Raw genomic sequence first — 18662 nt, 5'->3', positions numbered from 1 at the left:
TCATCGTCGTCTCGTCAGCTGACCTGGGCGGGTGCCGCCACGAAAGTGTTGCAGGTCGCGGGATCGGTGCTGGCGAAGCCCCGGTTCATCCACAGGGTGAGGCTCTTGGCGGAGCCGTGGTCGCGGACCTTGTCCTTGGTGTTTTCGTCGCCGCCGTGCTGGATCAGCGAGGTCCATTGCCGGAGCAGCTCGCCGCGCAGCGGGAAGCTCGCCTTGGCCGCGCCGAAGAAGACGGCCGAGAAGCAGTTCGACTGCAGGGCCCTCCGCCGGTCCTGCTCCAGCTGCCCGGCCGGGTTGGCCGCGGTGTCGCGGAGGTTGTCGGAGGCATCGAAGATCCCGGTCAGGTTCTGCAGGTGCGCGCCGTACACGAACCCGAGCGACTGAGCCATGTCGGCCCGGGCCAGCGCCTTGTGCGTCGGGTAGTGGTCCATCAGGTCCTGCCACGGCATGGTGACGCTGCCGCCCTGCTCGTCCGGACAGTACGACGAGACCTCCTTCTGTACGCCGCACGCCGTCTCCTGGCCTTCGTCGAAGACGATCAGCCGCGGCGACCGGAACTCGAAGCCGGCCTTGGTGACGATCGGCTCCCACACCTTGTCCATGCAGGCGATCAGGGTCTGGTAGTACGAGCGGACGTTCTCCTTGGAGGTCGGCCGGTACGCGGGCTCCTGGCACCTGACCACCGGCAGCTTGCCGGCCGTGTAGAGCGGGTTCTTCGTGACCACGTCGGCGTCCGGCGTGACCTTGCGCGTCGGTTCGGTGGTGGCCCCGTCGCTCGGGCGGACGGACGGCGAACCCATCGGGTTGGCGACGAAATCGTCGTACGACGTGAGCACCTTGGCGGCGAACGCGACTCCGCCCCCGACGATCAGTAGCGCCGCGACGACGACCGCGGCGACCAGCGCCTTCGACCGCTTCTTCGGGACGAACGGGATCGGCTCGGGGTGGAAGACGGCCCGGTACGCCGCGGCCGCCGGGTCATCGGGTGGCGGCGGACCGAGGCGGGTGCCGGACAGGCGCTTCGAGTCGATCCGCGAGCCGGACAACTGCGGGGGCGTCGGTGGCGCCTCCCCACTCAACCGCCGCGTCGGCGCGGCCAACGGCGCCGCCACTGCCGGCTTGGATTCGGCGCTGTCGGCTCCTTGCTCACCCTCGCCGCCCGGCAAGAAATGGCCGGGCTTGGGCGCCGGCTTGTCCGCCATCATGTCCCCGCTTCTCCCCAGTACCGGACTCCGCCGGTTCCACCCACATGTCAACCTGGCCGGGGACACCCCCTGTCCCGGACCGACGCAAGATGCTAAGCCCTCGACCGGCATCCGGGATACCGCTTGCAGCTATTGACATCGTTCCGCTACCCAACCCGACCGAGAACCTACTCCCAGTAACCACACGCAGGAGCCGCGCATGAACGTCTTGGAAACCTTTGCCCTGACAGGCAAGCGGGCGCTGATCACCGGCGGGAACCGCGGTCTCGGTCGCGCGTTCGCCCTCGCGCTGGCCGAGGCCGGCGCCGACGTCGCGATCGCCGCCCGCGACACCGACCGCAACGCGGCGGTCGCCGCGGAGATCGAGGCGCGCGGCCGGCGTGGTCTCGCGCTCCAGGCCGACATCACCGACCCGGACGACGTACGCCGTCTCGTCGCCGACGTCACCACCGAGTTCGGCGGGATCGACATCCTGGTGAACAACGCCGGGATCGCGATCCATCGCCCGTCGCTCGACGTGCCGCCGGAGGAGTGGCAGCAGGTCCTCGACCTCAACCTGACGGCGCTGTGGAACTGCAGTACGGCGGTGGCCCGCGAGATGATCGACGCCGGCGGCGGGGCGATCGTCAACGTCGGCAGCATGTCCGCCCAGATCGTGAACCGTCCGCAGTGGCAGGCGTCGTACAACGCGTCCAAGGCGGCCGTACATCACCTGACCCGCAGTCTCGCCGCCGAGTGGGCGCCGTACGGGATCCGGGTGAACGCGTTGGCTCCTGGCTACGTGAAGACCGATATGTCGCCGGTCGACGAGCCCGAGTTCCAGCAGCACTGGATCCTCGACGCGCCCCAGCAGCGCTATGCCACGCCCGAAGAGATCGCTCCGTCCGTCGTCTATCTGGCCAGCCCGGCGTCATCCTTCATGACTGGCTCGGTGCTTCTGGTCGACGGCGGCTACTCGGTCTACTGACGCCGGCGGTGCGACTCTTGGAGTGTGGAACCGGCAGAGGCACTGGCGTTGTGGGACGACTTCCCGGTTGACCGTCAGCCGCGGCCGATCGTGTTGATGAGTTATGCGATCGGGCCGGGCGCGCTCCCGATGGTGGAGGACAAGGTGTCCGTCCTCCACCATGCGGCGGTCGTGTCGGACGTCGAACTGCCGCCTGGCCTGCTGGAGGCGCTCCAGCCGAACCCCGCGCCGCACTGGCACGTCGATCCTGTCCGGGTGCGCTCGGTTCGGCGGGTCTACCCGGAGTTCCGAACGGACCGCGGGCACCGGCCGCTTCCGGCGTACCGCATTGAGTTCGAGGGCGTCGCAACCCGGCGCTCACTGGAGCCGAAGTTCAAAGGATCCGGGGTCCGCTCGATGCTCGCACTCGATCCGGACGTCGAGGCAACCACCTGGTGGCCGGCGGTTTTCGATTCGTCCTATCGCGGTGGACTACGCGGCCTTCCACCCGCCGTCCTGACCGATGGCGGGCGAACGATCAGACTGATCGTCCACGGGTCCCCGCCGGCCTACACCGACGTCCAGGTCTCCGCAGTCCTCGAAACTCCCATCGCCGTACTCCTCCAAATCCAGTCCACCCCCTACGACTGGGTCGAGGTCATCCCCGCAGTCGCCGTCGGACGCCTGGTCACCGCCACTCTCACCAGGCCGCTGGGAGCCCGAGTACTCCTCCAAGCAGACGGCATCCCCATCAGCGTCGTCCCCGGGTGACGACAGATGCCGGGGGCAACCATCGGGGGCGCGGAAAATGCCAGGACCATCCGGTTTTGCTGGGTCTAGGGTGTGGCAATGGTGGAGTTGAAGCGGCACGGGTATCCGCGGTCCAACGGGTATGACGCCGAGTGGGTGCTGGCCGGGGACATGGGCCCGCATCCACTGTGGTTGTTGGAGGACCTGGCGCGGGACCTCGAGTTGCGGCCGGGGATGCGGGTACTGGATCTCGGGTCGGGGAAGGGGACGACGTCGGTGTTCCTGGCCCGCGAGTACGGCGTACACGTGTGGGCTGCGGATCTGTGGGTCGACCCGACCGAGGCGGCCGCGCACATCGCGGCGCAGGGCGTCGACGGGGTCGTGACGGTGAAGGCGGAGGCGCACACGCTGCCCTTCGCGCACGGGTTCTTCGACGCGATCGTGTGCATCGACGCCTACGAGTACTTCGGGACCGCGGACGGCTATCTCGCCTACATCACGCAGTTCCTCAAGCCGGGCGGCCAGCTCGGCGTCGCCACCCCGGCACTGCGGAAGGAGATCCGCGAGCTCGGCCACATCCCGGGCCACATCAAGACGCTGGTCGGCTGGGAAGCGCTGGCTTGGCACACGGCTGACTGGTGGCGGTTCCAGTGGGAGATCACCGAGCTCGTCGAGGTCACCGCGGCACGACTGCAGGAGTCCGGGTGGGCGGACTGGCTGGCCTGGTCGCACGCGGTCTCGGAGTACCGCGGCACGCGCAAGGGCGCACTCGACATGCTCGAGGCCGACCAGGGCGAGTTCCTGACCTTCGCCATCCTCGCCGCGCGCAAACCGTAGCCGCCTGTCGCCCGTAGGCCCGCAGTGAGGGATGCTGGGGGCATGAGTTGGGCTGTGTACGCGGTGCGAGGGCCAGGAGGCGTACGTCGCCTCGACGACATGCCGGTCGACTACGAGCCACCATCGGTCGGTACGGCGACCGACGTGATGGCCGTGGTTCGCGAGCTGGTGCCGGACGTGGATACGAGCAAACCGTCCTGGCTGGCGCTGCGGAGCCCGGAGTACGACGTCGAGATGACCATCGGCAAGGGCGTCGAGGTCCGCGACATCACGTTCTACCTGAACGACGGCCCGCGCTCGATCCCGATCGTGATGGAGATCAGCCGGCGGCTCGGCGTCACGCCGTACGACACCGAGTCCGGCAACTTCCTCACCGAGGAGTCCCGGCCGCCGGTGCCGCCGCCGCTCAGCGACGACGAGATCAAGATGAACAAGCCGAAGTGGTGGAAGTTCGGCCGCAAGTAACGCTCACCTGCGGTTCCCGACGGGCTTTCGCGGGAGCTAGTATCAGGGCGATCGTACAGGGCGATTGCCCGAGAGGATCGGCCCGTGACGTCTCCAGCAGCTGCTCGTGGGCACGAGGTTCGGCAGCGGTTGCTCGCGGCCGGGGCGGAGCTGATCCCGGAGCGCGGCTGGTCCGCGGTGAGCACCCGGATCCTGGCCGACCGCGCCGGCGTCACGCCGAGCGTTGTGCACTATCACTTCCCGTCCGTGCAGGCGGTGCTCACCGAGTCGGTCGTCACCACGATGCGTCAGATGCTGGCCGACACCGACGAGGTCTTCGGGTCCGCGGAGACTCCGGCCGAGGCTGTCGACGCCATAGTCGCGTCGGTCGAGCAGTACGACGGCACCGACCCGATGTCGCTGCTGTTCGTCGAGGCCTACCTGGCCGCCACCCGCGACGAGCGGCTACGCGAGCAGCTCGCGGCGATGGTGGCGGACTTCCGGGGCCGCCTGGAGGACTGGCTGCGGATCCGTCAGGTGCCCGACCCGGCCGCGACCGCCGCCGTACTCGCGGCCGCCGTCGACGGCCTGCTCCTGCATCGGGCTCTCGGCTCGAGAAGCGACGGCACGGCCCACGTCCTCCGAAGACTGGTGAGTTGATCTGCGCCGCGGGCATCGCTGGCCTCGCTCTCGCCCACCGACTGGCGACCGTCGGCCGGGAGGTGACCGTGCTTTGACCACACCACGGGTCTCCGCGCCCGGGGCCACCTGATCTTCGGGCCTGGGTACGACGCGATGGGCGTGCTTCTCGCCCTCGAAGAGGTCGCGTACCGCACCAGCGAAGCCGTCCTGGTCGACGAGCAGGACCGCCGACGGGCCGGGATCGACATCCTGCAGGTCGCCGAGGTGACCTGCTCAGCGTCATCCGCCGCCCAGACCTCGAGCGGGTACTGCGGGAGCTCTTCTCACCCGACCGGCACGAGGAGCACGTTCCGGCCGACCTCGACCTCCGGCACGGCGCGACCCTGACCAGCATGACGAATCGGCCTGACGGCGTACGCATCGGGCTTGCGGAGGGGGCGACGCTGGACGCGTACGTGCTGATAGGTGCCGACGGCATCGATTCCGCCGTACGCCGGCTGGTCTTCGGGCCGGAGACGTCGTGCCTGCGGCATCTCGGCTTCCCTACAGCCGCTTAGACCTTCGACGCACCGCACATCCACGCCGAGGTCGCGGGCGGTTCTGCCTGACCCGACACGATCGGCAGCCAGTTCGGCTTCTGCTGCGGGACGGCGGGTCGCGTCCTTCGCCGTCCACCGTACGGCGGACCCGTCGCCGCCGGCGGACTCACGGGCCGCGATCAAGGCGGCGTACCGGCAGCGTGGGCACGCGCCGAGACCGTGTCCATGTCGAGTGCGATGCGTCCAGATGGTGTCGCGATGCCGACCTGGAAGCGGGTGCCGGCGCCGACGTCCACGAAGTCCCGCTCGGATCGCTTGATGACGAGATCAGCACCCAGCCTTGTCCGTTACCGCGAGGCCCTGCGGCTGGGCGCCGACCTCGGCTGGGTCGCGCCGGAGGCGCTGTGTCCGGACGAGGACGAGATCTACTGGAACCAGGTCGCGCGGATCGTGATGCCACGGTGGAGCTCCGGGCGGGTCGGGCAGAAGCGGCGGGCGCAGCAGGAACGGCAGGCGCAGCAGGAACGGCAGGCGCAGCAGGAACGGCAGGCGCAGCAGGAACGGCAGGCGCAGCAGGAACGGCAGGCGCAGCAGGAACGGCAGGCGCAGCAGGAACGGCGGGCGCAGCAGGAACTGGTGGGGATGCGAGCTACGCGGTCTCGCTGCTCGCCGGGCAGGGCGTGTCGCGGGGGACCGCAGGCGCTTGCGTACTCGCGGACCTGCTGGTGAACACGGAAGCCGATCGAAGCCGGGCCGACCGAGTACGAGCAGACCCGGCGGCCGGTCATCGAGGAGAAGAAACGCGTCGGCCGCTAAGCAGCACGCTGGTTCCTGCGAGACTCGCGGACGGAACTGCCGGCCCGACGTGCGCTCCTGCTGATTCTTCGCCCGCGAGGTCTCCGCATGCTCCTCCCGGCCGCGATCACCGGCAAACCGACCATACTGATCCAGGACCTCCGGCCGCCCCGGTGAACCTCAGCTCGGCTTACCCAACTCCGCAGTCGTTCCGATGTGATGTTTCCCCTTGTGGATAAGGGCTTTCGGGGTCTCGTCGGATTTGCCGCAGCCTCATGGCGGTGCGTAGAATCGCACACATGTTCGAAGGAGACCTGGCGACGCTTTCGACGGCCGACCTGCTGGCCTCGGCCGCCGACCACGACGCCGAGGCCCGGCGGGTCGACGCGCGGCGCCTGGAACATGCCCAGGTCTATGCCGATCGTTTCCATCCTGACGCGTGCCCGGTCCGCCCGGGCCGCCGTGCCTGCGACGGCCGCGAACGGGCGGTGGTGCTGGGTGGCGACGGGTGCCCGGAGATCTTGGAGTTCGCGATCGCCGAGTTCGCGGTCATGCTGGGGATCTCACCCCGGGTCGCGGCGAACTACATCGGTCAGGCGTTGGCGTTGCGGCACCGGTTCCCGTTCACCTGGGCGCGGGTCCTGGCCGGTGAGGCGACTGCGTGGAAGGCGTGCCGGATCGTGGCCGAGTGCGTGAAGTTGTCCGAGGACGCCGCCCGGTACGTCGACCGGCGGGCCGCATCCCTGATCGATTCCATCACCCCGTACCGGCTGAACAAGATCGTCCAGGCCGCGAAGATGCACGCCGATGCCGACCTGGCGCGGGCCGAGGCCGCCGAGACGGCCCGCGAACGGGGCGTGTTCGTCGGCCGCGCGGATGAGCACGGCACCAAGACCATGTACATCAAAGCCGCCGCCGGTGCAGTCATCCGCACCAAGGCGACCCTCGACGCGATCGCCGACGCCCTCAAAACCTTCGGCGACACCCGGTCGGTCCAGCACCGGCGCGCCGACGCCGTCGGCATCATCGCCGACCCCCGCTACGCCCAAGAACTCCTCACCCAAGCCCGCACCCACCGCCTCGACACCACGACCCCAGATACCACCAGCGCCGCCCCGGACACCACCGCTCAGGACAACACGGCCCCGGACGCCACCGGCGCATCAGACACGACCGCTCCGGGCACCACTGTCCCGAGCACCGCTCGTGGCACTAACGCTTCGCGCACCACCGCTCCAGGCACCACCGCTTCGCGCACCACCGCTCCAGGCACCACCGCTTCGCGCACCACCGCTCAGGACGCCACCACCTCGGGCGCCACCAACCACAGCGCCGCCCCGGCCGATGCCCGCGCCGACTACCCTGACCACGCCGGCCGTCGCATCGACCCCGCGGCTCCGGCCGCGGCGCGCAGAGATGGTGCGGACCCCGGCGTGGGATCCAGTGCCGGACGGGATGACGAGGACCTGCTCGACCATCCAGCCAATGATTGGGGCGAAGTCGGCGCGGAGGACGAGGCCGACCGCGACGCACCCCACCCAAGCGCCAGCGACCTGCCCGACCCCCTCGACGCACCACCCCAGAGGGTTGTCGAACGCTTCGACCCGTCCGACCCCGGCCTGCACCTCGACCCCGACGACGGCGAACCCCTGAACGCCGCCGCCCAACGCGCCCTGCACACCCGCCTCGCCCAAATCAAGCACGACGCCTACACCAACCCCACCAGCCGACGAACCCGTCCGGGCCAGACCCAGATCTACGTCCACCTCACCGACCACACCCTCGCCACCGGCACCGGCACCGGCGTACTCCGCGCCGAGGGCATCGGCCCGCTGCTCGCCGACCAGCTGGCCGAACTCATCGGCTACGGCCCGTACACTGTGAAGCCGGTCATCGACCTCAACGACGCCGTCAGTGTCGACGCCTACGAGATCCCCGACCGGATCCGCGAACGCATCAAACTCACCCACCCCGTCGAACTCTTCCCGTTCGGCACCCAAGAAACCCACCCCGGCATGGACCTGGACCACCTCCAGCCCTACGACCCCCTCGGCCCACCCGGCCAAACCAGCACCACCAACCTCGCACCGCTCGGCCGCTTCGGCCACCGGGTCAAAACCCACGCCCACGGCTGGACCGTCCACCGCCTCGACCACCAGACCCTGGAATGGACCACACCCCACGGCTTCACATTCCACGTCGACCCCACCGGCACCCACCGAGTCCAGGTCACAGAGGATGGGTAGCGACCAGGGTGCCGATCTTGTTGATGCGGTGTTCGGGGTTGCCGAGTTCGTCGTGCCAGAAGTTGCCCGCGGCGTGATCCTCGGGCGTCGCACAGGTGGAGATCGTGATCATCGCCCGAGTCGGCGTCACGCCTGGACGGCCCGGCACGGCGGCGTTCTGCTGGGCCAGCTCGGCCGACTTGCGGAACGAGATCGTCATCGTCCGGTTCACCACGTAGTCGTACACGGTCCCGCCCGCGGTGATCAGGATGTGGTCGCCGTTCACCAGCTCGGTCGCCCGGCCGAGCGGCCGCCCATGACTCGTCCGATGCCCGGTGATGATGAAGTTCCCCACGTCGCCCGGCCCGACGCCGCCCCTCGGCCCGCGCGGACTGGCGGCGACGCCGCGATTCTGGATCACAGTCCCAGGCCCGTCATCCGCCGTACCCACGTAAGCAACGACCCGCAGTCCACGGACGCCGATCGCCGGAATCGTCATGGTCGTCACACCTGAAACCGTGGGCTTCGACGTAGGTGAAGGCTTGGGTGAGGGACTGCTGGGCGCCGCGGTCGGCGTCGAAGACGAGCGGGTGGGCGTGGCAGTAGGCGACGCCCCGCCGGCCGGCGCAACATCACTGCACCCCACCAGCCCGGCCGCCGCGACGAGCAACCCCACCACCAGCCTCACCCTCCGACGGTAAGCCGTCAGACCGAAAGCCGCGCGAAAACCTCAGAGGACGGTAAGCACGGCCGGCCCGAGCCGGAGGGTGCCGGAGGTCAGCGGGGTGGTGCGTATGCCGCCGTGGCCGCGGAGAGCCCGGAACGCGCCGGGAGCGAGGACAACGTCCATCCAGCCGCACGGATTGGCGGGACGGTTGGCCTGGAAGGTGATCGCGCCCGCGCCGGAGTCGAGGGTGAAGCGGCGGCCGTCGACGCGCGTGCCGTCGGGCGTCCGATGGGCGGCGAGGGTGTCGATCGGGAAGCCGCGAACCACGATGTTGCGGCGCATCAGCAAGGGATCAGGCGCCGCCGGCAGTCCCAGGTCGCGAGCCAGCTCGTCCAGCGAGGCGGCGTCCAGGAAGGTGACCGCCGCGTTCCGGTGCACCTTCTGCGCGAAGTAGCGATCCCCCACGATCCCCAGTTCCGCCCGGATCTCGACCTCCGCCCGCCCCACCGGCTCCGGATCCGGCTCTGGACCGTCCTGCGGCCGCCCCTCGAAGGCGTGCACAGGCGAGACCATCAACGCGACGATCTCGACCGGGATGCCCACGCGGTCAACGGTACGGCGGTCAGCCCCAGGTGAGCGGGTCGAGGAGGCGGTAGAAGTACAGACGGCGCTCGTCGGGCTCCGGAAGTCCGTACGCCGCGAGGAACGGCGCGGGATCGGCCGACCACTCGTCGTGCAGCTGGATGGTGGTGAGCGCCAGGTCGGAGTAGCGGTCTGCGATGCCGAGGCGGCCGAGGTCGATCAGGCCGGTGACGTCCAGCGTCACCGGGTCGAAGAAGACGTTCGGGAGGCACGCGTCGCCGTGGCACACGACCGGCTCCGCGACCGACTCGACATAGGGGCGCTCGGCAACTACTTGCGCCAGGAGCTCGGTCGGCTTCAGTAATCGCCACTCGTCGGTGAGGAAGGCCGGGTTCACCGCGTCCCGCCGTACGACGTCCTCGGCCAGCGCGATCACCGACGACAGCGGGCGCTCGAACGGGCAGTCGGTCAGCGAATGCAGGTCGCGCAGGACGCGACCCAGACTCTCGGCAGCCGCCAGATGAGCCGCCGGCGGGAGTGAATCGCCGGGAACACCAGGCACCGCGGTCGTCATCAGGCGCGCCCCATCCGCCGACTCCACCCAATCCACCACCGTCGCACCGGGCAGACCCGTGCCGGCGAGCCACTCCGCCCGGTCACGCTCGGCCCGCAACTCGGCCACATCGGCCACCCCGCAGCACTTCGCGAAGACGTCGCCGCGCCGGTACACCGACATGGCGGACTCCCCCGCCGGCACCGGCTCCCAGCCGATCAAGCGGGGTCGACCCTGGAGGAGTCGCGGACGATGAGTTGCCAGGGGAAGTCGAAGGTTTCGCCGGGGGCGCCTTCGCGGTCTGTGAGGCGGCCGACGATGATCCGGGTCAGCGCGTCGTTGAAGCCGACCGGGCCGACCGTCGACAGCGACGGATCCAGATGCTCACCCTCAGGCGTGTTCCCGACGCCGACCACGGCCAGATCCCGGGGTACGTCGATCCGCAGTCGATGGGCTGCCCGGACGGCGGCGATCGCGGCGAAGTCCGTCGTACAGTAGAGCGCCGTCGGGCGATCGGGCCTGCTCAGCAACGCCATCGCGGCCCGGTAGGCGCCCTCCGGGTGCGGTTCGAAGACCTCGATGTCGTCATTGCGGATCGGCTTGCCGGCTGCCCGGAGCGTGTTCAGATACGCGTCGAACCGAGCGGATCCGGACGTCCGCGACGTGAGCGCGCCGACCCGGTCGTGGTGCTCGAGCAGGTGTTCCACAGCAAGGTGACAGCGCGGCTCGGCGCCGGACCGGATCACGTCGAAGCCACGCGGCTCGAGCGTCTCACTGAAGGCGACGATCTGAACACCCTGCGCCGCGAACGCCTCCAGTTCCGCGATCTGCGCCGGATCCGTACTGACGCTGTCGATGAAGATCACGTCGGGCGTCCGGTTCGACAGCACTGTCCGCCAGTCGCCGTCGGCCACGATCAGCGCGGTCTTACCGAGCGGGCTGACCGCGGCGCTGACGGTCTCCGCGACCGCCTGCGACCAGGGGTCGGCCAGCACGCTCAGTGACAGCAGGACCAGGTCGGACTTGCCGGTCCGGATCGCGCGGGCCGCGTCGTTGCGGCGGTACCCGAGCCGCGACGCCGCCTCGCGGACCCGCTCCGCGGTCGAGTCCTTGATGGTGTGGCTGCGGTGCCGCCCGGACAGCACGTAGGACACGGTCGCGACCGAAACGCCCGCTTCCTTCGCGACCATCCGGAGAGTCGGCCGGTCCTGTGTGTGCCCCATCGACATACGGTCGATTCTCGCAGACGGCATCAGCCCTTGACGGCTCCCGTGATGACGCCCTTGGTGAAGTGTCGCTGCAGGAACGGGTAAACCATCGCGATCGGGACCAGCGCGACCACCACCACGGCCATCTGCAGCGACTGCGGCTGGGGCAGCGGTTCCACCCCGAGCTGATCCGCCGAGAGCGACTTGCCTTGCAGGACGTAGGTCCGCAGGATCACCTGCACCGGCCACTTCGACGTGTCGTTCAGGTAGAGCAGCGCGTTGAAGAAGGCGTTCCAGAACCCGACCGCGTAGAACAGCCCGACGACCGCGATCACCGCCTTCGACAACGGCATCACGATCCGCCGGAGGATGGTGAAGTCGCTCGCGCCGTCGATCCGCGCGCTCTCCAGCAACTCACCCGGCACGTTCATGAAGAAGGTGCGCAGGACAACGAAGTTGAACGCGCCCAACGCGCCCGGCAGGATCAGCGACCACAGACTGTCGAGCAGCCCGAGTTGCTTCACCACCAGGAACATCGGGATGATCCCCGGCGCGAACAGCAAAGTGAACAACACCATCAGCAGCACCGGCCGGCCGAACAGCACCGGCCGCGAGGTCGCGTACGCCAACGCGATCGTGACCGCCAGTGCGATCGCCGTACCGACGAGCGTCACGAAGACGCTGACCAGGATCGCCCGGCCCATCAACCCGCCGCTGAACAACGTCTGGTACGCCTTCAGCGTCGGATGCGACGGCCACAACACATAGCCGCCCGCGTCGATGATGTCCTTGTCACTGGCCAGCGACGTCGAGATCACCACCAGGATGGGGACCACGATCACCAGCGCGAATCCGCCGAGTACGACGCCCTTGATCGACTGGTAGAACGGCGCCGGCTTCTCTTTCCACACTGGTCTCACGAGTCACCACGCTTCTGGAAGATCCCTGGTTCACCGAGCCGGTGCGCGAGCGAGTTCGCACCCCACAACAGCAACGCCCCGACCACGCCCTTGGCCAACCCGGCCGCGGCTCCACTGCTCCAGTCGCCGCCGACGACACCCGCGTAGTACGTGAAGGTGTCCAGTACTTCGGCCGCACCCGGGCCGACCGAGTCACGCTGCAGGATGAACTGCTCGAACCCGACGCTCAGGATGTCGCCGATCCGCAGGATCAGCAGCAGCACGATGACGGTGCGCAGCGACGGCAGCGTGATGTGCCACAGCCGCCGCCAGCGGCCGGCGCCGTCCGCGGCGGCCGCCTCGTACAACGAGACGTCCACGGTGGTCAGCGCGGCGAGGAAGATGATCATCGCCCAGCCGGCGTCCTTCCAGACCAGCTGTGCGACCACCAGCAGCGGGAAGGTGTCCGGGTTCGTCATGAACGGGATCGGGTTCAGGCCCGCGTTCCGCAGCAGATTGTTGACGAACCCGGCTCCGCCGAGCGACTGCTGGAAGAGCGTGACGACCAGCACCCAGGACAGGAAGTGCGGCAGGTAGGCGATCGTCTGGAACCACCGCCGGAACCGGTTGCTGACCAGCGAATCGACGATCAGCGCCAGCCCGATCGGCACCGGGAAGAACAGCAGCAGTTGTACGGCGGCCAGCAGCAGCGTGTTCCGCAACGCGTCCCAGAAGTCCGGGTTGCCGTACAGGTTGACGAAGTTCTGCAACCCGTTCCACTCGCTGTGCATGATGCCGAGGTACGGCTGGAAATCCTGGAACGCGACCACGTTGCCGAGCACCGGCAGGTAGAAGAACACCAGCAGGAACACGACACCCGGGATCATCAGCAGCACCATCTGCCAGTCCCGGCGCCACTTCGCCGCGAAGGGCAGACCGGCCTTGACCGGCCTGGTCGAGGCAGCTCGCTTCAGCATCGATCAGGACACCGGCACGCTGGCGGGCAGGACGGCGGCGAACTCGTCGCGCATCTTGTCGCCGCCACCGGACTTCCAGCGCTTGAGGGCCGCGTCGTACGCGTCGATCTTCTGCCGGCCGGTGACGATGTCGACAATCGTGTCGCGGAACGCCGCGGTCAGCTTCGGGCCGAGCTTGCTCGACGTGTCGGAGTACGTGCCGGCGGTCGGGTTGCGCATCGCGTGCTCGAGCAACTTCTGCTCGGTCGCGTAGATCTTCTTGGTGTCTTCCGGGTATGCCGGGTTGAAGATCACGCTCTCCGGTGCGTTCATGATCTGCAGCGCGCTGACCAGACCGGGCGCCTGCTGGGTGCCGGCCTTGGTCAGCACCGGGTTCTGCTGCGCGTCCAGCTGGTACTGCTGGCCCTCGACGCCGAAGTTCTTCTGCAGGTACTCCTTGGTGCCGAACGGTGCGGACAGGTAGTCCATCAGCGCGAGCAGTTCGCGGATCCGGCCCTCGTCGGTCTTCTTGAACGGCGTGAACCCGACCGTCCCGTAGCCCATGTCGTAGACCGGCTTCGCCTTGCCGTCATGGCCGAACGGGATCATCGTGTCGACGAACAGCGTCGGGTCCAGCGCGCGGAAGTCCGACGTCGCCCGCGGGCCGACCGTGACCTGCGCGGCGATTTGACCGTTCACGGTCTTCGGGGTGGCGTCGGCCAGGTTGAGGTCCGGGTAGAACACCTTGGCCGCCCACAGCTTGGCGGCGTACTCGACCGCGGCCCGGTAGTTGTCGGTCTCGTACAGGTGGGTCAGCGAGCGGTCGGAGTTCACCCGCCAGCCGTTCGGGGCGCCGAACCACTCGCCGAACATGTGCAGCATGTTGATGATGGCCGGCTCGAGCGCGTAGTTGGTGCCGTTCGTCAGTTCCTTGCACTTGGCAAAGAACTCGTCGGCGCTGGAGCACTGCAGGCCGCCGACCTTCTCCCAGGTGCGCGGGTTGCCCATCATCACCTGACCGAACGGCGTCGACGGGATCGGCGCGCCCCAGATCTTCCCGTTCACCACGGCGGTCCGCCACGAGGCCGGCTTCAGCGCGGCCAGGTTCGGGTACTCCAGGACGGCGTCGCCGGACAGGTACTTGGTCAGGTCCTGGAACTTCGCCTCGAGCATCGGGCCGATGTTCGGAATGCCCTGGTTCGGCGGCAGCCACATCAGGTCCGGCAGCGAGTCGCTGGCCAGCAGCGTGGCGAACTTCTCCGGGTAGCCCGGGTCTGTCCCGATGGTGAGCCGCAACTCGGCGCCGAGCGCCTGGTTCAGCGACTGCCACATCCGGTTGCTGCCCATCGGCGGCGGGGGTGTCGCGAACGTCTCGGTCAGCGCGGTCACCGCGTTCTTCAGCGGCGGCGTCTTCACGCTCGAGATCGCGTCCGCCGGGAACTTCAGGAACCCCGGCTCGAGCCCCGACTCCGCGCCCGGCAGATCGGGCCGCAGCCCTTCGAAGGGCTTGTACGTCGGGAGCTTCAGCTCGCTGGACGCCTTCGCACCGCCGTTCGCCGTACCGCCGTCACCGCAGGCAGCGAGTGTGGGCCCGGCAACCACGGCGGCCCCGGTCACCTGCAGGAATCGCCGACGACTGATCATAGCTGCTCCAAGTCATGTGAAAGTGCTCACTAACACTCACTTAAACGTTAACCGGGACCGTAAACCTGACCCGCCCCTCGATGCAAGGCGCAGGCACGAACTGTGTTGTTTTTGTCGGCCACGCCAAAAACCGACGGCCGCGGGTCCGAGAACCCGCGGCCGCCGGCCGGTTACTACCTCAGTACGTCGTCAGCAACGCACCAGCAGGCTGGTCAGCGCCGTGCAGGTGTGGCTGTCGCTGTTGTTGCCCGCGACCGGGTCGTTCGGCAAGCTCGCCGAACGCTGAGCCGACGCGATCAGCCGGCCGACCGTGAGCAGTCTGGCGTCGGCCGTGAACGTCCGGGTGACGCTGGCACCACTGGCCAGCGACGGGATGTCACAGTTGACCGACCTCGTCGTCCCGACCCGGGCGCACGTCGTCCCGACGTACACCAGCGGGGACGGGAAGGTCCCGACCACCCGGATGCCGGTCGCATCGGCCGGCCCGTTGTTCTTGATCGTGACCGTGTAGGTGATCCGCGAGACGACGAGCGACTTCACCGATGCGCTCAGCGACACCGCGACGTCGGCGTCCTGGTGGGCCGGCTCGATCGTCAGCGACGGTCCGTCGATGATCTCGAACGCGTAGTTCTCCCCGATGAATTGGTGCTGCAGCTGGATGGTCCCGGCCGGAGCGTCGTCCTTCACCCGGAACGTCCAGTTCAGCGTCACGGACTGGCCGGCCTTCACCTCGTGGAAGCCGCCCCGGATGCTGCTGCCCAGGACGTCGCAGGCGTAGGCCTCCGGGCAGGACACGATGTCGATCAGGCTGGGCAGCGACGCCGGCTCCTTGGCGTACAGCCCCGCCTTCGCGCCGATGATGTCGAAGTCGCGGTCGTTGTTCAGTGTCTGCGTGATCGTGAAGGTCTGCCCCGGAGCGACCGAGGTTGTACTGACCGAGATCACACTCGACGGTGGCGCGGCCACCGCCATCTGTGCGCCGGTCACCAGACCGGCCCCCACCAGCGCCGTTACCAGCGCAGCACGAAACGTCCTCAAAGCATGCACAGTAAAGCCCCCCAGTTCGATGAACCCCAGTTAAACTTCTACCCCCACAGACCGCCGATGGCGGTGAGAGCAGTATGGAGTCCCCTCACGGCCTGCACAACCGCTCGGCGGGTCCGATCCTTGCGGGAGGCAAGGATCACGCCTGGCTCAGCCGACCGGGAGGCGGTTGAGGAGATCCTCGACCCGCTCGGAGCGGCCTTCCCGCCGGTGCCGCTCCCACTCCTCGCGGGTCAGCGCGTCGCCGACGAGCTCGAGCGCCTCCGCCAACTCCTCCTCCAGATAGGGGTTGGCAATCTCCAGGCGCTCACCCATCGCCTCCTCCGCGCCGAACAGGTGCGCGGCTCCGACTGGATCCCCTTTCCGCACGAGGATGCTCATCATGGTGTTGGAGAACGCCATCGTCAGGCTCGGACTGCCCAAGGCCACGACGGTCGTGACCAGCCCACGGGCCAGCTCGCTCGCCTCGTCGACCCGCCCCGCGAGCGCGAGGAGGTAGGCCAGGTTCTGCCCCTGCAAGGCGATCTCGTGAACGTCACCGATCGACTCGTTGATCGCGAGCGACTCCCGGAGCAGCGTCTCCGCCCGATCGAGTCGGCCCAACTCCTCCTCGACCCCGCCGAGGTTGCCCAGTGCGCGAGCCAGCCTGCCTTTGTCATCGAGACCGCGGTGTAGCTCCACAGCCTCCGACAGGGTGCGTTGCGCCGCCTCGAGATCGCCTTGGTGGCGTTGCGCCGTACCGAGGAGGCTCATCGCGAACGCGACCCCGGATCGGTCGCCCAAGGTCTTGGCCATCTCGAGGCTTCTGGTGGCCAGCTCGTGGGCACGGCTGGTTTCCCCTTGCAGGAGCAGGAGATTGCTCAATCCTCGCAGGCAGGCGGCGAGGTCCGTGGACGGTGTGTCGCCGACTCGGGCAACGAGTTGTTCGTGCCATTCCCGGCTCTCGGCGATGTACCCGCCGAGGAGCCAGACCCAGCCGAGCGCTGCGCAGAGGCGGAGACCGGTCTCGAGGTCTTGCCGGACTGCCCAGCCGAGTGCGGCACGGCAGTTGTCCAGGTCGGTCTCGGCGAGTTCGAGCGCCGTGTAGTACGTGGATTCCTTCAGGGCTTGGAGATTCTCGGCGAGCTCGGCGTAGTACGACGCGTGGGCCCCGCGCATCGCGTCGGCCTCGTCCGTGGCTGCGAGCTCGTCGGCGGCGTACTGCCGGATCGTCTGCAACAACTCGATCCTGGTGATGCTCTCAGGGCCTTCGGACAGGCTGACCAGATGGGCGTCCTGGAGTTCGGCGATCGCGTCGAGCGGGTCGGTGCCGGTGGCAACGGCTTCGACCGCCGCGAGATCGGCGCCGCCGGAGAAGACGGCCAGCCGGCGGAACAGCTGCCGATGCTCGGGACTGAGCAGGTCGTAGGACCAGGCGATCGTCCCGCGCAGCGTGCGCTGCCGCGCCGGCGTCACGCTGCTCGTCGAGGCGATGTCGAGGGTCTGGTCGACGCGGGCCAGCAACTCCTTGACACTCAGCACCCGGATCCGGGGCGCACACAACTCGATCGCGAGCGGGAGCCCGTCCAACCGGCGGCAGATCGCGACCACGTCGGCCACGTTGCCCGGCGTCAGCGTGAATCCGGGCTGTACGGCCTGCGCGCGCTGGACGAAGAGCTGGACGGCGGCGGAGTTCTCGGCCAGCGTCTCGTCGTACGGCACAGTGAGGGGCGCCACGGAGTGCTGATGCTCGCCGACCAGCCCGAGCGGGCGCCGCGAGGTCACGACGACCTTCACGTGCGCCGCGCCTTCGATGATCTCGGCAACGATCTTGTCGGCACCCGCGAGTTGCTCGAGGTTGTCGAGAACGAGCAGCAGCGTGCGTTGGGCCAGGTAGGCGACGATCCGCCCACGCTCCCGTGGCGGTATGTCGAGCGCCTCGGCGATCGACGTCCACATCACCTGCTCGGACGTCACGGACGCGAGCGGGACGAAGTACACGCCGCCTGGGAACCGGTGTGTCAGTCCGCCTGCGATTCCCACCGCCAGTCGCGTCTTGCCCGAGCCACCCGGGCCGGTCAGCGTGACCAACCGGACGTCCGGTTGGTCGAGGAGGTCCATGACGCGGGTCAGGTCCGACTCCCGGCCGAGGAGTGGAGTGGCCGGGACCGGAAGGCTGGTCGCCGTACCGAGGCTGCGCGGTGGCGGGAAGTCCGCCTGGAGTCCGGCGCCGGTGACTTGGAGCAGGTGCTCTGGTTCGGGGATGTCCTTCAGGTGGTGGGTGCCGAGATTGCGGAGGGTGACGCCGTCGGGGAGTTGGGTGAGCTGCCCAGTGACCGCGGACACGATCACCTGCCCACCGTGCGCCGCGGCCGCGATCCGGGCCGCGAGGTGGACGTCCATCCCCCAGTAGTCGCCGTCGTGCACCCCGGGCGTACCGGTGTGAATGCCCATCCGCACCCGCAGCCGCTCACCACCTGGCCAACACTGCGCCTCGAGCCCGCGCTGCCCCTCCACCGCCGCCGCGACCGCGTCCCCAGCACGCGGAAACACGACAAAGAAGCTGTCCCCCTCGGTCCCCTGCTCGACCCCGCCGTACGCCGTCCACACGGCACGCAGAATCCGCCGATGGCTCTCCAGCGCGTCCAGATACCTGTCCCCCAAGCGCCGCAGCAACACGGTCGATCCCTCGATGTCCGAGAACAACATCGCCACCATCGCCCCACCCATGCCGCCCAGTCTCAACG

At 68.6% G+C, this 18662-nt stretch carries 20 protein-coding genes; 10 read left to right on the top strand and 10 right to left on the bottom strand.

The features are described from left to right. Positions 1 to 14 precede the first annotated feature (14 nt). Positions 15 to 1205: a neutral zinc metallopeptidase gene (locus OG555_RS19460; protein WP_329484326.1), complete on the bottom strand. Its 1191-nt coding sequence runs from the start codon at positions 1203 to 1205 to the stop codon at positions 15 to 17. A gap of 199 nt (positions 1206 to 1404) precedes the next feature. Between OG555_RS19460 and OG555_RS19455 the strand changes: the two genes are divergently transcribed. From OG555_RS19455 to OG555_RS19415, 9 genes are all read left to right on the top strand, one after another. Beyond that, a complete protein-coding gene (locus tag OG555_RS19455; protein ID WP_329484325.1) occupies positions 1405 to 2172 on the top strand; it encodes an SDR family NAD(P)-dependent oxidoreductase in 768 nt (255 codons plus the stop codon). Between the two features lie 24 nt (positions 2173 to 2196). Further along, positions 2197 to 2922, top strand: a complete 726-nt coding sequence (locus OG555_RS19450; protein WP_329484324.1) for a hypothetical protein — start codon at positions 2197 to 2199, stop codon at positions 2920 to 2922. Positions 2923 to 3000: 78 nt separating this feature from the next. Beyond that, on the top strand, positions 3001 to 3738 hold the full coding sequence (locus OG555_RS19445; RefSeq protein ID WP_329484323.1) for an SAM-dependent methyltransferase: 738 nt from the start codon (positions 3001 to 3003) through the stop codon (positions 3736 to 3738). A 42-nt stretch (positions 3739 to 3780) separates the two neighbouring features. After that, complete coding sequence (locus tag OG555_RS19440; protein ID WP_329484322.1) at positions 3781 to 4203, top strand: hypothetical protein; 423 nt, start codon at positions 3781 to 3783, stop codon at positions 4201 to 4203. An 84-nt stretch (positions 4204 to 4287) separates the two neighbouring features. After that, positions 4288 to 4842 (top strand): TetR/AcrR family transcriptional regulator, encoded by a 555-nt coding sequence (locus OG555_RS19435; protein ID WP_329484321.1) that lies wholly within the window; start codon positions 4288 to 4290, stop codon positions 4840 to 4842. Between the two features lie 135 nt (positions 4843 to 4977). Then, a complete protein-coding gene (locus OG555_RS19430; protein WP_329484320.1) occupies positions 4978 to 5211 on the top strand; it encodes a hypothetical protein in 234 nt (77 codons plus the stop codon). Positions 5212 to 5216: 5 nt separating this feature from the next. Then, on the top strand, positions 5217 to 5381 hold the full coding sequence (locus OG555_RS19425) for a hypothetical protein (RefSeq protein WP_329484319.1): 165 nt from the start codon (positions 5217 to 5219) through the stop codon (positions 5379 to 5381). Positions 5382 to 5681: 300 nt separating this feature from the next. Continuing rightward, positions 5682 to 6092: a hypothetical protein gene (locus tag OG555_RS19420; RefSeq protein ID WP_329484318.1), complete on the top strand. Its 411-nt coding sequence runs from the start codon at positions 5682 to 5684 to the stop codon at positions 6090 to 6092. A gap of 365 nt (positions 6093 to 6457) precedes the next feature. Beyond that, entirely contained in the window at positions 6458 to 8404 is a 1947-nt protein-coding gene (locus OG555_RS19415; RefSeq protein WP_329484317.1) for a hypothetical protein, read from the top strand. Here the strand turns inward: OG555_RS19415 and OG555_RS19410 are convergent. Then, complete coding sequence (locus OG555_RS19410; protein ID WP_329484848.1) at positions 8388 to 8882, bottom strand: class E sortase; 495 nt, start codon at positions 8880 to 8882, stop codon at positions 8388 to 8390. The two genes, OG555_RS19415 and OG555_RS19410, sit on opposite strands and share 17 nt — an antisense overlap. 43 nt (positions 8883 to 8925) lie before the next feature. Between OG555_RS19410 and OG555_RS19405 the strand changes: the two genes are divergently transcribed. After that, a complete protein-coding gene (locus OG555_RS19405) occupies positions 8926 to 9084 on the top strand; it encodes a hypothetical protein (RefSeq protein ID WP_329484316.1) in 159 nt (52 codons plus the stop codon). 29 nt (positions 9085 to 9113) lie between these two features. Here the strand turns inward: OG555_RS19405 and OG555_RS19400 are convergent, their stop codons facing one another. The 8 genes from OG555_RS19400 to OG555_RS19365 form a co-directional block, all read right to left on the bottom strand. Then, positions 9114 to 9653, bottom strand: coding sequence for an MOSC domain-containing protein (locus tag OG555_RS19400; RefSeq protein ID WP_329484315.1), 540 nt, complete (start codon positions 9651 to 9653; stop codon positions 9114 to 9116). A gap of 19 nt (positions 9654 to 9672) precedes the next feature. After that, positions 9673 to 10368: an aminoglycoside 3'-phosphotransferase gene (locus OG555_RS19395; protein ID WP_329484314.1), complete on the bottom strand. Its 696-nt coding sequence runs from the start codon at positions 10366 to 10368 to the stop codon at positions 9673 to 9675. Between the two features lie 35 nt (positions 10369 to 10403). Then, positions 10404 to 11408 carry a LacI family DNA-binding transcriptional regulator gene (locus OG555_RS19390; protein ID WP_329484313.1) on the bottom strand — a complete coding sequence of 335 codons (1005 nt, stop codon included), beginning with the start codon at positions 11406 to 11408 and terminating at the stop codon, positions 10404 to 10406. A 29-nt stretch (positions 11409 to 11437) separates the two neighbouring features. Next, positions 11438 to 12313: a carbohydrate ABC transporter permease gene (locus OG555_RS19385; protein WP_329484312.1), complete on the bottom strand. Its 876-nt coding sequence runs from the start codon at positions 12311 to 12313 to the stop codon at positions 11438 to 11440. Continuing rightward, positions 12310 to 13269 (bottom strand): ABC transporter permease, encoded by a 960-nt coding sequence (locus OG555_RS19380; RefSeq protein WP_328524014.1) that lies wholly within the window; start codon positions 13267 to 13269, stop codon positions 12310 to 12312. The genes OG555_RS19385 and OG555_RS19380 overlap by 4 nt, the downstream gene beginning before the upstream one ends. Before the next feature lie 3 nt (positions 13270 to 13272). Then, positions 13273 to 14892 (bottom strand): sugar ABC transporter substrate-binding protein, encoded by a 1620-nt coding sequence (locus tag OG555_RS19375; protein ID WP_329484311.1) that lies wholly within the window; start codon positions 14890 to 14892, stop codon positions 13273 to 13275. Between the two features lie 189 nt (positions 14893 to 15081). Beyond that, positions 15082 to 15930 (bottom strand): DUF11 domain-containing protein, encoded by an 849-nt coding sequence (locus tag OG555_RS19370; RefSeq protein ID WP_329484310.1) that lies wholly within the window; start codon positions 15928 to 15930, stop codon positions 15082 to 15084. Positions 15931 to 16086: 156 nt separating this feature from the next. Then, positions 16087 to 18645, bottom strand: a complete 2559-nt coding sequence (locus OG555_RS19365) for an ATP-binding protein (protein ID WP_329484309.1) — start codon at positions 18643 to 18645, stop codon at positions 16087 to 16089. Positions 18646 to 18662 lie beyond the last annotated feature (17 nt).

Source organism: Kribbella sp. NBC_01484 (genome assembly GCF_036227145.1).
Classification (GTDB): domain Bacteria; phylum Actinomycetota; class Actinomycetes; order Propionibacteriales; family Kribbellaceae; genus Kribbella.
The sequence above is the reverse complement of the archived record's forward strand: the minus strand, read 5'-3'. Positions and strand labels throughout refer to the sequence as shown.